Consider the following 14,087-nt stretch of genomic DNA (forward strand, 5'->3'; position numbering starts at 1 on the left):
GTCCCCACCCCTGAGGGGGAGAACGCCCTCCCTGAAGTCACCGGTTGGCCGGATGGGTGGATGCCCCCGGGCCCCATAGCGTCATGGGTGGAAAGAGCGGCGTCCGGCCGCCACCCAGGACGAACCTTCAAGGGGGCATTCCCGTGAGTCGCGTACGCGCACACGGCAGCAGGATGGGAATCGCGGCGGCGATGGCCAGTTGGAGCGCCCGCCACCGCTGGGCGGCGGTGGGCGGATGGCTGCTCTTCGTCATGCTCGCGATGTTCATCGGCCAGTCGGCCGGCCGGGTCGACCTCGACCAGGACCGGTCGATGCCCGGCGAGGTCTCCCAGGCCGCCACGATCCAGGACGACGCCGGGCTCAAGTCCGCGGCGGGCGAGATGGTCCTCGTGCAGTCCAAGGCCGGAAAGGCCACCGACCCGGCCTTCCGCACCGCCGTCGGCGACGTGGTCGACACGGTCCGGGGCACCGGGCTGGTCACGGCGGTGACCTCGCCGTACACCACCAAGTCGATCTCGGCCGATCAGCGTTCCGCCCTGGTGCGGTTCGATCTGCGGGGCGACCCGGACACCGCGGCCGACCGCGTGCAGCCGGTGCTGGACGCGGTGGAGAAGGTCCAGGGACGCCATCCGGACCTGCGGATCGAGGAGTTCGGCGACGCCAGCGCCGACAAGGCGCTCAACAACGCCTTCGGTGACGACTTCAAGACCGCCGAGTACTCCGCGGTGCCGGTGGCGCTGGCCATCCTGCTGGTCGCCTTCGGGGCGCTGGTCGCCGCGCTGCTGCCGGTGGCGCTGGCGCTGACGGCCTTCCTGGCCGCGGGCGGCGTGGTGGCGATGGTCAGCCACGCCGTGCCGATGAGCGACACCGCCAACTCGGTGATGCTGCTGGTGGGTCTGGCCGTCGGCGTCGACTACTGCCTGTTCTACCTGCGCCGCGAACGCGAGGAGCGGGCGGCCGGGCACGACGCCGAGACCGCGCTGCGGATCGCCGCCGCGACCTCGGGGCGGGCGATCCTGATCTCCGGCATCACCGTGATCGTGGCCATGGCCGGCATGCTCTTCACCGGCATCGGGGACTTCAAGGCGATGGGCGTGGCCACGATGATCGTCGTCGCCATCGCGATGTTCGGTTCGGTGACGGTGCTGCCCGCGCTGCTCTCACTGCTCGGCGCGAGGGTCGAGAAGGGCCGTATCCCGTTCCTGGGCCGGATCGGCAGGTCCCGCGGCCGCCGTACCGGGGGCACCGGCAGCAGCCGCTTCTGGCGGACCGTGCTGCGCCCGGTGCTGCGCAGCCCGAAGATCGCGGTGCTGGTCGCGGGCGGCGCCCTGGTGGCCATCGCCCTGCCCGCCTTCGGTATGCACACCGCGAACCTGTCCATGGACCAGGAACTGGGCGACAGTCTGCCGATCATCAAGACGTACGACCACATCAACACCGCCTTCCCCGGCGGGCCCGACCCGGCCCATGTGGTGGTCAAGGCCGACGCGATCGACGCGCCCGAGGTCAGGAAGGCCATCGCCGGCTTCCGCGACCGGGCGGTCTCCTCCGGCGCCAGCAAGGGCCCGGTGACCGTGACCGTGCACGCCCGGGAGAACGTCGCGGTGATCGACGTACCGCTGGCCGGCGGCACCGACCACACCAAGGCCGAGGCCGACGTCCACCTGCTGCGCGACCACGTACGGCCCGACACGCTCGGCAAGGTCGCCGGGCTCCGGGCGCCGATCACCGGTGAGACAGCCGGGTCGATGGACTTCACCCACAAGATCACCAGCAGTGTGCCGCCGGTGTTCGCCTTCGTGACGGTCTTCGCCTTCCTGCTGATGCTGCTGTCCTTCCGGTCGCTGACCATCGCGCTGACCTCGATCGCGCTCAACCTGCTGTCGGTGGGCGCGGCCTACGGTGTGCTGACCATGGTCTTCCAGCACGGCTGGGGCGCCTCGCTGGTCGGCGCGAGCGGCACCGGCACGGTGGTGGCCTGGCTGCCGCTGTTCCTCTTCGTGATCCTGTTCGGGCTGAGCATGGACTACCACGTGTTCGTGGTCTCCCGGATCCGTGAGGCCCGCCAACGGGGGCTGACCACCCGCGGCGCCATCGAGCACGGCATCACCACCACCGCGGGCGTGGTCACCAGCGCCGCCGTCATCATGGTCGCGGTCTTCGCGATCTTCGGGACGCTGTCGATGCAGAGCATGAAGCAGATGGGTGTCGGCCTGGCCTTCGCGGTGCTGATCGACGCCACGATCATCCGCGGGGTGCTCCTCCCGGCGGTCATGACCCTGCTCGGCGAGCGCAACTGGTACCTGCCGCGCTGGCTGCGGCGGATGCCGGACCTCACGCACGACGAGTCGGCCCTGCCGCAGCCCCCGGCCGCGGTCCCCGACACCGCCCAACCGGCCGGGCAGCATGTCTGACCTGGCCTTACTTCCTCAGCAGTGCCCCCGCGCCGTCCGGTGCGGGGGCACTGTCAGTGGCCCCGGGTACGGTGAAACCATGACCGTACGGGAGAGCACCAGCGGCACTGCGGCCGACGGGATCGAGCCGCGTCTGGAGGAGCACCGGGCCGAGCTGACCGGGTACTGCTACCGGATGCTCGGCTCCGCCTTCGAGGCCGAGGACGCGGTGCAGGAGACGCTGATCCGGGCCTGGCGGGCCGCGGACCGGTTCGAGGGCCGCGCCAGCCTGCGGTCGTGGCTGTACCGGATCGCGACGAACGTCTGCCTGGACAGCCTGCACGCGGGCAAGCGGCGGGCCCGGCCGATGGACCTGTCCCCCGCCTCGCACGCGGACGCGACGCTGCCCGCCATGACCGCGGAGTCGGTCTGGATCGAGCCGGTGCCGGACGTACGGGTGCTGCCGTCCTCCGGCGACCCGGCCGACGTGGTGGTCTCGCGCGAGAGCGTCCGGCTGGCCTTCGTCGCCGCCCTCCAGCATCTGCCGCCCCGGCAGCGGGCGGTGCTGATACTGCGCGAGGTGCTGGCCTGGAAGGCCGCCGAGACCGCGGAGCTGCTGGACACCACGGTCGCCTCGGTCAACAGCGCCCTCCAGCGGGCCCGCGCCACCCTGGCCGCGGCGGGGGTCGGTTCCTCCGCGGACGCATCCGCGCAGGAGATGGACGAGGAGCGGCAGGCGCTGCTCGACCGCTATGTCGACGCCTTCGAGCGGTACGACCTGGACGCGCTCACCAGTCTGCTGCACGAGGACGCGACCCTCTCCATGCCGCCCTTCCCCATGTGGCTGCGCGGGCACGAGGACATACGCGCGTGGTTGCTGGGTCCCGGCATCGGCTGCCGGGGCTCGCGGCTGCTGCCGGTGTCGGCCAACGGCTGTCCCGGCTTCGCCCAGTACCGCCCCGGCGGGCCCGACGGCGGGCACCGGGCCTGGGCGCTCCAGGTGCTGGAGATCAGCGACGGCCGGATCACCGGGCTCAATTCATTCCTCGACGTCGAGCGGCTCTGTCCCCTCTTCGGGCTCCCACTCGAACTCCCCGGCGAGGCCGGTCAGTTCGAGGAGGGCGCGCAGCCCGGGCGAGGCGCCGCGCAGCCGTAGCCGGCGGCCGTTCCTGCGCGCGGCCAGCCGCAGCCTGGCCAGCGCGGCGACCGCGCCGAGTCCTTCGAGGCCGCCCGCGTCCACGACCACCACGGGCCGCCCCGCGCCTTCGTACGACCTGGAGGCCGTCGCCGTCACTGTTGCCTCCATCTCCGGCTCTCAGGTCCCGCCAAGAGGGCCCACAGGGATACCGACCGGCCGTAGGGTCGTAACTCATCGTCCGCACGGGTACGTATGCGCAACGGATTTCGGCGGATTACCAGGAAACCCGGAGCGATTCCGGGAGCCGTGGATGCGAGACTTGCCATGTCCGACCGAACGGCCGTTGACACGGGCATATGCGGGTGGGACTCATGGCAGGCAGGCGGCGAATCGAGAGGCTGGGCATGGCGGACGCGGTGTTCACGCAGGAGCGGGCGCGGGCGGTGCTGGAGGCCGCCGGGCATCCGGAGGCCGATCTGCTCTCCTTCGGGGAGAACGCGGTCTTCGCCGCCGGCCGGCTGGTGATCAAGGTGGGCCGCGGCGCCGATCTGCTCGACCGCGCCCGCCGTGAAGTGCGTACCGCGGACTGGCTGGCCAAGCACGATGTGCCCGCGGTGCGTTCGGCGGAGTCCGAGGTGCGGCTGGTGGACGGACACCCGATCACCTACTGGCAGCGGCTGCCCGAGTCGCTGCGGCCCGCCGAGCCGGCCGACGTGGCACCGCTGCTGCGGCTCGTGCACGCCCTGCCCGAGCCGGACTTCGGGCTGCCGCCGCGTGACCTGCTCGGCGGGGTGGAGCGCTGGCTGCGGATCGCGGGCGACGCGATCGACCCGTCCGACGCGGCGTTCCTGCGCCGGCGCAGGGACGGATTCGCGCAGTCGGCGGCCGAGTTGGTGCCGCAGCTGCCGCGGGGGCCGATCCACGGGGACGCGCTGCCGCGCAATGTGCACATCGGGCCGGACGGGCCGGTCCTGGTCGACCTGGAGACCTTCTCCTCGGACCTGCGGGAGCACGATCTGGTCGTGCAGGCGCTGAGCCGGGACCGGTACGGGGTCGATCCGGCGGCGTACGACGCGTTCACCGCGGCGTACGGGTGGGATGTGACGGCGTGGGACGGGCACGAAGTCCTGCGGGGGGCGCGGGAGACGGCGAGTTGCGCGTGGGTCGCGCAGCACGCGCCCGCCAATCCGGCGGCCCGTACGGAGTTCCGCCGCCGTGTCGCGTCGCTGCGCGCGGCGGACCCCACGGTCCGCTGGTACTCCTTCTAGTGCCGTGGCCGGAAAGGTTTGCCTGGTTCGCGGCGTCCGGTGCGGTGCATCGCAAGGCGGAGAATCGCCCTCGTACTGGGCGTACTCGGGCGACTTCGACAACGCAGCGAGGTGCCGTGCAGGGCGTCGCGAAGCGGTGAACCTTTCCGGTCACGGCACTAGCCCCCTGAGCTTCTAGCCAACCCCCTGGGGGGCGTTGCCCGCGCCTGCCGGCGCGGGCAGGGTGCACCCCGCGTCAGCCCCGCAGGGGCCACCCGCCGTCTATCCCGGCGTCGGCCGACCCCTTCTTCCGCAGCCACGCCTGGAAATCCGCCGCCCACGCCGCGTACCAGTCACGCTGCGCCGCGTGCAGCTCCCACGCCCCGACCTCCCCCGCCGCGGGGAACCGCGCCGCCAGCGCCCGGGCGACCCGTACCGCCGCCAGCGCGTCCGCCCCCGCCTCGTGCGCCCCGTCCAGCACCACCCCGTACACCCCGCAGGCCGCCTCCAGGGTGCGCTTGCCGCGCCGGTACTTGTCCAGCGCCCGGTCGATGACCAGCGGGTCGATCACGGGCCCTGTCCGGGCTCCGCCCAGGGACAGCGGGGGCAGCGCGTACCGCCGCAACTCCTCGTCCAGGAGGGTGAGGTCGAAGGGCGCGTTGTAGACGACGACCGGCACCCCGGCCGCCCAGTACTCCCGCAGCGCGTCGCCGACCTCGGCGACAACCTCCGGCGCCGGGCGCCCCTGCGCGGCGGCCCGCTCGGTGCTGACCCCGTGTATCGCCGTGGTCTCCGCGGGAATCGGCACCCCCGGATCGGCGAGCCACGCCCGGTGCCGCACCGGCTCGCCGCCCTTCACCTCGGTGACCGCCGCCGTCACGATCCGCGCCTCACGCGGGTCCGTCCCCGTGGTCTCCAGATCGAAGCCGACCAGCAGATCCTCGTGCCATGCCATGGCGAGTCCTTCCCACCCGATTCCCCCTGTGTGCCCTGTCATCATCGCGTGCCCCACTGACAGTCCACGGGCAGCCGGCAGCGGCGGCCGGGCCCGGGGCGCCGGCCGGGGTGTCCGGGGTGTCCGGGGTGTCCGGGGTGTCCGGGGTGTCCGGGGTGTCCGGGGTGTCCGGGGTGTCCGGCCGGCGGACGTTCAGGACACCGGCCGCGAATCCGCCCAGATGCCGTCGAACTCCTCGCGGTAGACCTCGAACAGGCCGCTCTCCGCGGGCCTGTCGCTCTCCACCACCCGGCGGGAGCCGCCGCGCAGCAGGATCACCGGCACCTCCATGCCGCGGGCCCGGCGCAGATACGTCTGGACGACCCCGAGTCCGTCGCCGCTGTCGCCGTCGACGAGGTAGCCGGTGAACCGGGGGGTCTCGTCGTAGACCTGGATCTCGAAGGCGCCCGGGTCGCGCAGCCGCGCCCGTACCCGGCGCATGTGCATGATGTTCATCTCCACCGACCGGCTCAGCTCACCGCGGCCGAGGCCGAGTTCGCGCTCCCGGCGGCGTACCGCGCTGCTCGCGGGGTTGAGGAAGAGCAGCCGCACCCGGCAGCCGGACTCGGCCAGCCGGACCAGCCTGCGCCCGGAGAAGTTCTGCACCAGCAGATTGAGGCCGATGCCTATGGCGTCGAGCCTGCGGGCGTCGGAGAAGAGGTCCTCGACGGGCAGTTGGCGCTGCAACCTCACCCGATCGGGGTACACGCCGATCACATCGGCGTAGCGATCGGCGACCAGTTCCTCGACGGCGTCCACCGGCAGCCGCTGCGCGACCGTACGGGACGGGCCCGAGCCGAGGAGTTCGAGCAGCTTCGCGCAGGCCCGCTCGGCCTGGTCCAGCACGGTCCTGGACAGCGCCCGGTTGCGGGAGACGACATGCCGGGCCACCTCCAGCTCGTCCAGGGCGAGTTCGAGGTCGCGCCGGTCGTCGAAGTAGGGCTCGAAGCAGGGCCAGTGCTGGACGACGAGTTCCCGCAGCTGGGGCAGGGTCAGAAAGCTGAGCACATTGTCGTCGGCGGGGTCGAGCAGAAAGCCCTTGCGGCGGCTGACCTCCCGTACGGCGACGGCCCGCTGCACCCATTCGTGTCCGGCCGGGCCGGCGGCGGCGACCACCCACTCCTCGCCGTGCACGGGCCCGTAGATCGGGCGCAGTACGGCGTTGACGACCGCGCGCAGCCGCTGCTCGACAAGGTTCAGCCAGACATAGGCGCGTCCGGCCCGGGTGGCGCGGGTGCGCACCTCGGCCCATTCCTCGGCGCCCCAGTCCAGCTCCGCGCCGATCTCCAGCGGGGCCGCGAGGGTGACCGCGCCGGGCAGCCCTTCGGGCGTGGGTTCGTGCGGGTCGCGCTGCTCACCGCCACCCGGGAGCATCAGACCTCCGGACGTCTCCACGTCACCGCCTCCCACCCCCGTCCACGATCAAGGAAGGGTACTGCGGTGCGGGGGGCGTCGCAGCCCTGTTGACCTTACTTGACTACTAACGGATCAGCTCATCACCCCTGCGACAGCCGTCTGTTGTGGCTACGTCACCCAGGGGTGGGCAGATGGGAGGATGCACCATTGCTACACCTTTGATCCATATTTGACGCAGCGTCGGCAATGAATCTGGCCGGAACACGCGGCACACGCCGCACACACCGGTCCGGAACGGGAAGAGTCACTACATGCAAGTCTGGCCGGGTCATTCCTATCCCCTGGGCGCCACCTTCGACGGCGCGGGCACCAACTTCGCCGTCTTCTCCGAGGTGGCGTCGCGGATCGAGCTGTGTCTGCTGCACGACGACGGCTCGGAGACGGCCGTGGAGCTGCGCGAGGCGGACGCCTTCGTCCGCCATGCCTATCTGCCCGGGGTGATGCCGGGCCAGCGGTACGGATTCCGGGTGCACGGACCGTACGAACCGGCCCGCGGCCACCGCTGCAACGCGGCCAAGTTACTGCTCGACCCCTACGCCAAGGCGATGAGCGGCGGCATCGACTGGGACGAGGCGGTCTACGGCTACCGGTTCGGCCAGCCCGACTCGCGCAACGACCTGGACTCCGCCCCGCACACGATGACCTCGGTGGTGGTCAACCCGTACTTCGACTGGGCGGACGACCGCGCGCCGCGGATCGACTACCACCGGACGGTCATCTACGAGGCCCATGTGAAGGGTCTGACGATGACCCATCCGGGGCTGCCCGAGGAGATCCGCGGCACCTACGCGGCCCTGGCCCACCCGTCCGTGATCAGCCATCTGGTGGAACTCGGGGTCACCACCCTGGAGCTGATGCCGGTGCACCAGTTCATCCAGGACCACCGGCTGGCGGACGCGGGGCTGGCGAACTACTGGGGTTACAACACGATCGGATTCTTCGCGCCGCACCACGACTACTGCTCGCTGGGCGACCGGGGCCAGCAGGTGCTGGAGTTCAAGACGGCGGTACGGGCGCTGCACCGGGCCGGTATCGAGGTGATCCTCGACGTGGTCTACAACCACACGGCCGAGGGCAGCCATCTGGGCCCGACGCTGTCGCTGCGCGGCCTGGACAACGCCTCGTACTACCGGCTCGGCGGTGACAGGCGCTACTACACGGACACCACCGGCACCGGCAACTCGCTGCTGATGCGCAGCCCGCACGTCCTTCAGATGATCATGGACAGTCTGCGCTACTGGGTGACCGAGATGCATGTGGACGGCTTCCGCTTCGACCTGGCGGCCACCTTGGCCCGGCAGTTCCACGAGGTGGACCGGCTGTCGTCCTTCTTCGACCTGGTGCAGCAGGACCCGGTGGTCTCGCAGGTGAAGCTGATCGCGGAGCCCTGGGACGTCGGCGAGGGCGGCTACCAGGTGGGCAACTTCCCGCCGCTGTGGACGGAGTGGAACGGCAAGTTCCGCGACACCGTGCGGGACCTGTGGCGCGGGGAGAGCGCCACGCTCGCGGAGTTCGGCTCGCGGCTGACCGGCTCCTCGGACCTGTACCAGGACGACGGCCGGCGCCCGCTGGCGTCCATCAACTTCGTCACCTGCCACGACGGCTTCACACTGCGCGACCTGGTGTCGTACAACGAGAAGCACAACGAGGCCAACGGCGAGAACAACCGGGACGGCGAGAGCTTCAACCGGTCGTGGAACTGCGGGGCCGAGGGGCCGACGGAGGACCCGCAGGTACGGGCGCTGCGGCTGCGGCAGATGCGGAACTTCCTGGCCACCCTGATGCTCTCGCAGGGCGTGCCGATGCTCAGCCACGGTGACGAGTTCGGCCGCACCCAGGGCGGCAACAACAACGCCTACTGCCAGGACAACGAGGTGGCGTGGGTGTCCTGGCCGGGCAAGCCGGGCACCGGCGCCGAGGACGACGAGGCGCACCGGCTGCACGAGTTCGTCCGGACGATGGTGTGGCTGCGGCGCGACCACGCGGTCTTCCGGCGCCGCCGCTTCTTCCACGGCCGCCCGGTGGAGGGCACCCACGACGAGCTGTCGGACATCGCCTGGTTCACCTCAGAGGGCCAGGCGATGACGCAGCGCGACTGGCAGGCGGCGTCCGCCCGGTCGCTGGTGGTCTTCCTCAACGGCAACGCGATCTCCGAGCCGGGCCCGCGCGGCGAGCCGGTCACCGACGACTCCTTCCTGCTGATGTTCAACGCCGCTCAGCGCGCCCAGGAGTTCGTGGTGCCGGTGCACCACGGCAAGGAGTGGCGGCTGGTGGTGGACACCGAGCGGCCCGACGGGGTGCCGCCGGGCACGGGCGAGCGGGTACGGGCCGGCGACCGGCTGCTGCTCGCCGACCGCAGCATGGTGGTGCTCCAGCGGCCGGCGGACTGACGGCGGCGCCCGTTCGGACCCCTTCCGCGCGCCCGGAGGCCCGATGCGGGGTAGAGAAGACCCCATGACCGAAGACGCCTCGACGCCGCCGGGCTCGACCTACCGGGTGCAGGTGCAGCCCGCCTTCACCTTCGCCGACACGGCCGCGGCGGTGCCGTACCTGGCCGAGCTGGGCGTCACCCATCTGCATCTGTCGCCGGTGCTGGAGTCGGTCCCGGGGTCCACCCACGGGTACGACGTGGTGGACCACACCCGGGTCCGCGCGGAGCTGGGCGGCGAGGAGGGGCTGCGCGAGCTGTCCCGTACGGCCCGGGAGCACGGCCTCGGGCTGATCCTGGACTTCGTGCCGAACCACATGGCGGTGCCCTGCCCTGAGTATCTGAACGGCCCCCTGTGGGCGGTGCTGCGGGACGGCCCCTCGTCGGAGTACGCGGGCTGGTTCGACATCGACTGGACGGCGGCGGACGGGAAGGTGCTGCTGCCGGTGCTCGGCGAGCCGCTGCCCGACGCGCTGGGCGAGCTGGCGGTCGTCGACGACAAGCGGGCCGGCGGGAAGGTGCTGCGCTACTACGAGCACCGGTTCCCGCTGCGGGCGGGCACCGAGGAGCTGCCGCTGCCGGAGCTGCTGGCGGCGCAGTGGTACCGGCCGGCCTACTGGCGGCAGGCGCGCACCGAGCTGAACTACCGCCGCTTCTTCACCATCTCCGAGCTGATCGCGGTCCGGGTGGAGCGGCCCGAGGTCTTCGAGGCCACCCACGCCACGGTGCTGCGGCTGCTGCGCGAGGGCGTCGCGGACGGTCTGCGGATCGACCACCCGGACGGCCTCGCGGACCCGGCGGGCTATCTGCGGCGGCTGGCGGAGGCGAGCGGCGGGCGCTGGACGGTGGTGGAGAAGATCCTCCAGCGCGACGAGCCGCTGCCGGCGGACTGGGCGTGCGCGGGGACCACCGGGTACGACTCGCTGGACCGGATCGACGGCCTGTTCACCGACCCGGCCGGGGCCGCGGAGCTGGCCGACTTCTACCGGGAGTTCACCGGTGTTCCCGACGACCGCGGCGGCCGGTGGGCGCCGACCGTCCGGCGGGCGGCGTACCGCGTGGTCACCCACGACCTGGCCGCGGAGGTCTCCCGGCTGGCCCGCGGCGCCCGCCGGGTAAGGGCCGCCCTCCCGGAGGACACTCCTTACGAGCCCGATTCCGCCGTGCGCGCGGACCTCCTGGAGGACGCGATCCGCGAACTCCTGGTCCGCGTCCCGGTCTACCGCCCCTATGTACGCCCGGGCGCCCCGGCCACGGCCACCGACACCGCGCTGCTGTCCCAGGCCGCCGAGGAGGCCGGCCGCGCGTGCCCGCCGGAGCTGGGCCCGGTCCTGGACTTCGTACGGGACCTGGCGCTCGGCCGGGCGGCCGGGCAGGACGCGGCCGACTTCGCCGTACGGTTCGCGCAGGTCGCCTCCGCGCTGCACGCCAAGTCCGTCGAGGACATGTCCTTCTACCGCTACGGCCCCCTGCTGTCGCTGTGCGAGGTCGGCCGCGACCCGGCGTGTCCGGCGACCACGCCGGAGGAGTTCCACGCGCACTGCGCCCGCGTCCTGGGCGAGCGGCCGTCCACCGGCACGGTGCTGTCCACCCACGACACCAAGCACAGCGCCGACCTGCGGCTGCGGCTGGCCGTGCTCTCCGAGATGCCGGACGCCTGGCGGGAGTGGATGGGCGCCCGCCCGGAGCGCGCCGAACGCCTCGGCGCCCCGCCCGCGCCCGACAAGCACACCGCGTACACCGTCTTCCAGACCGCCGTCGGCCTCGGCTTCTGCCACCCCGACCGGCTGATACCGGCCACTCTCAAGGCGGTCCGCGAGGCCGGCCTGCACACGACCTGGACCGAACAGGACGAGGCGTACGAGGAGGCGGTGGCCGACTTCGCGGACGAGGGGCCCTGCGGGGCGCAGGTCCACGACATCGACGAGTTCTCCGCGCGGCTGGAGCCGTACGCCGCGGTGAACACGCTGGGCGCGGCGCTGCTGCACCTGACGATGCCGGGCGTGCCGGACGTCTACCAGGGCACGGAGTTCCCGGTGCGGACCCTGGTCGACCCGGACAACCGCGGCACGATGAACGCGCCGGAGCCCGGTACGGTCCGCTTCGGCGTCGGGCGGACACTGCGCGGCCTGCTGGGCGGCGTCCCGCCGGCCGACCTCGACGAGGCGAAGCTCCGGGTCACCGCGGTGGCGCTGCGGCTGCGGCGTGCCCACCCCGAGTGGTACGGGCCCAACGGCCGTTACGAGCCACTGCCCGCTTCGGGGCCTGCCGCCGAACACTGTGTCGCCTTCCTCCGCGGGGGCGGGGCCCTCACCGTCGTCACCCGGCTCTCCCGGCGCCTGGAGGAAGCGGGAGGCTGGCGCGAGACGTCGCTGACGCTGCCGCCCGGCCACTGGGTCGACTCGCTCGGCGCCAACGTCCACTCAGGCCGCGTCCCACTGTCGGTCCTCCTGGCGTCCTCCCCGGTCGCCCTCCTGACCCCCCGCTGACCCCCTGCGGCGCGCGCCCACGTCCACCTACCCCGACGCCCCCCACAACGTCCACGCCCGTGATGGGGGTGTTTCCCACCCGCACCACCCGTGCACCATCGACTCCGTCTGCGTGCCTTCTTGTGGGGCCGCCCCACCACCGGCGTCTGCGGACCCGTAGACGGTCACCCAGCCGGACCCTGTCTTTCCCCCACCACCCCGCGACCGTTCGCCGCCAACCGGTCGGAGGGGACGGGGAGGAGGTGTCCCCGCAGAACTGCGAACGCAACACCGGCGGTGAAGCCGAAAACGAAACGGAAACGTTCGCAGTTCGTGGGGGCACCTCCCAGCGGTAGCTGGGGGAGAGTCACCTCCGGACTGGCCCCGGAACCGCCCACGGGTTGCACCCGCAGACGAAGACGCACCCGCACGGGCGAGCGAAGCGAGATGGGGGTACCCCCAATGCCGTCAAGTTTGGCGTTTGGGCTGGTGGGGGTGGGAGTTTGGGCTGTTGTGGTTGATGGTTGCGGTGATGTGGGCGGTGCCGGTGGGGACGGTCTGGCGTTTCTTGCCGTTGCCGATCTTGCCGGCGGCGTATTTGGACAGGGATCGTTTGACGAGGCGGTTGTATATCCGCAGGCGGCGTGGGGGTAGTGGGTGGTCGCGGAGGTAGGTGCCGACCGCGCCGAGCAGTCGGGCGTCTGGGGGACCGTCGATCTCGGTGGCGGTGGTGATGCCGTTGACGGTTTCACGCAGGGCCAGGGCGAAGCCCATCGCGGTGCAGGGCAGCCCTGCGGCGGTCCCGGCGCGGGCCATGACCAGGCGCAGGAGCTGGTAGCTGATCAGCAGGGCATGGATCTCCTGGGCCAGGCCGGCTGGGGTAGTGCAGTGCAGGACCCGGCCGCCGAGCATCGTGGACTTGACCGAGCAGAACGTCTCCTCGACTTCCCACCGGTCGTGGTAACAGGCGGCGATCGCGTCGGCGGGATGGGTGCGCCAGTTGAGCAGGCTGGTGGCCAGCAGCCATGTGCTGGTGCGGGTGCCCTGGTCGGTGGTGACCTGGACGGTGACGGCGATCGCGCGGACTTCGCGGCCGGCCCGCAGCGTCAGCCATGAGCCGTCGGGGTAGCGCTGAAGGGCCGGCAGGCGGGCGGTGCGGGGCAGCCGCACCGTGAAGTCGGCCCCGGTGGCGACCAGATCCGACAGGAACCCGGCCGCGTCGAACCCCGCGTCGAGCAGGACCAGCATTCCCGTGTGCAGGCTGCGCAGCAGCCGCCGGGCCGGAACGAACTCCCGGCCTGAGACCGGGCCGAAGACCGCATCGGCCAGGGTGCGGGTGGAGCAGTAGACCAAGGCGATCACCTGCACCAGCGGATAGCCCGCCGTGCCGTAGCGGTGCTTGTGCTTGCCCAGCCAGGCCCGGGTGGCCGCACTGTCCGGGACGGCCAGGACCGTGCCGTCGACCGCGCAGACCTCAAGGCCCCGCCACGGCTGCGGCACCGCGGCCGGGTGACGGCACAACTCGCGCAACAGCAACTGCAGCGGACGCGACCCCAGCCGCACCCGCGCCGCGTGCAGGCCCTGCCGGGTCGGGTCCGGCAACCCCGCGCCACCGAGCGCGGCACCCGCCATCCGGTACACCGCCCCCAGGGACACCGACCCGCACAACCCCTGCGCGACCAGCAGATAGACCACCACCCGGGCCGGCAGATCACGCACCCGCCGCTGCACCCGGCCCGTCCGCGCCAAAACCTCATCGACCACGGAGAACGGCAGCAGCCACGTCAACGGCCCCAGATGCCCCGGCGCGAAACACCCGGCACCTGCGGCCACCGAACGAGTAATGACAGACTCAGACACAGCAGGGCCCCTCCACGGATCCGGACTCGACACCCATATCCGTAGCGGGGCCCTGCCCCCGCTGTCCCACAAACACCCCAACCCCAACAACCCAACCCCCAAACTTGACGGCATTGGGGGCACCCCCGGGCGAAGCCTGGGGG

9 protein-coding genes are annotated in these 14,087 nt (G+C 72.0%); 5 read left to right on the forward strand and 4 right to left on the reverse strand.

What is annotated here, in order from left to right:
- Positions 1 to 173 precede the first annotated feature (173 nt).
- Both OHA30_RS06235 and OHA30_RS06240 read left to right on the forward strand, forming a co-directional pair.
- Complete coding sequence (locus OHA30_RS06235) at positions 174 to 2,414, forward strand: MMPL family transporter (RefSeq protein ID WP_328917757.1); 2,241 nt, start codon at positions 174 to 176, stop codon at positions 2,412 to 2,414.
- A gap of 79 nt (positions 2,415 to 2,493) precedes the next feature.
- Positions 2,494 to 3,549 (forward strand): sigma-70 family RNA polymerase sigma factor, encoded by a 1,056-nt coding sequence (locus OHA30_RS06240; RefSeq protein WP_328912787.1) that lies wholly within the window; start codon positions 2,494 to 2,496, stop codon positions 3,547 to 3,549.
- On the opposite strand, the gene OHA30_RS06245 is transcribed toward OHA30_RS06240, so the two are convergent.
- A complete protein-coding gene (locus OHA30_RS06245) occupies positions 3,433 to 3,699 on the reverse strand; it encodes an STAS domain-containing protein (protein WP_328912788.1) in 267 nt (88 codons plus the stop codon). The genes OHA30_RS06240 and OHA30_RS06245 overlap by 117 nt on opposite strands.
- A 203-nt stretch (positions 3,700 to 3,902) precedes the next feature.
- Between OHA30_RS06245 and OHA30_RS06250 the strand changes: the two genes are divergently transcribed.
- Entirely contained in the window at positions 3,903 to 4,799 is an 897-nt protein-coding gene (locus OHA30_RS06250) for an aminoglycoside phosphotransferase family protein (protein WP_328912789.1), read from the forward strand.
- A 235-nt stretch (positions 4,800 to 5,034) separates the two neighbouring features.
- Here OHA30_RS06250 and OHA30_RS06255 read toward each other — a convergent pair whose 3' ends face one another.
- Both OHA30_RS06255 and OHA30_RS06260 read right to left on the reverse strand, forming a co-directional pair.
- Positions 5,035 to 5,733 (reverse strand): 3'-5' exonuclease, encoded by a 699-nt coding sequence (locus OHA30_RS06255; RefSeq protein ID WP_328912790.1) that lies wholly within the window; start codon positions 5,731 to 5,733, stop codon positions 5,035 to 5,037.
- 192 nt (positions 5,734 to 5,925) lie between these two features.
- Positions 5,926 to 7,146, reverse strand: coding sequence for an SAV2148 family HEPN domain-containing protein (locus OHA30_RS06260; RefSeq protein WP_328917758.1), 1,221 nt, complete (start codon positions 7,144 to 7,146; stop codon positions 5,926 to 5,928).
- A gap of 293 nt (positions 7,147 to 7,439) precedes the next feature.
- On the opposite strand from OHA30_RS06260, the gene glgX reads away from it, so the two are divergent.
- The gene (gene glgX / locus OHA30_RS06265) at positions 7,440 to 9,578 is read left to right on the forward strand and encodes a glycogen debranching protein GlgX (RefSeq protein ID WP_328912791.1); all 2,139 of its coding nucleotides are present in this window, start codon (positions 7,440 to 7,442) and stop codon (positions 9,576 to 9,578) included.
- A 64-nt stretch (positions 9,579 to 9,642) separates the two neighbouring features.
- Positions 9,643 to 12,105 (forward strand): malto-oligosyltrehalose synthase, encoded by a 2,463-nt coding sequence (gene treY / locus OHA30_RS06270; RefSeq protein ID WP_328912792.1) that lies wholly within the window; start codon positions 9,643 to 9,645, stop codon positions 12,103 to 12,105.
- A 447-nt stretch (positions 12,106 to 12,552) separates the two neighbouring features.
- On the opposite strand, the gene OHA30_RS06275 is transcribed toward treY, so the two are convergent.
- Positions 12,553 to 13,944, reverse strand: coding sequence for an IS4 family transposase (locus OHA30_RS06275; RefSeq protein ID WP_328912530.1), 1,392 nt, complete (start codon positions 13,942 to 13,944; stop codon positions 12,553 to 12,555).
- Positions 13,945 to 14,087 lie beyond the last annotated feature (143 nt).

It is taken from the genome of Streptomyces sp. NBC_00223 (assembly GCF_036199905.1).
Lineage (GTDB): Bacteria > Actinomycetota > Actinomycetes > Streptomycetales > Streptomycetaceae > Actinacidiphila.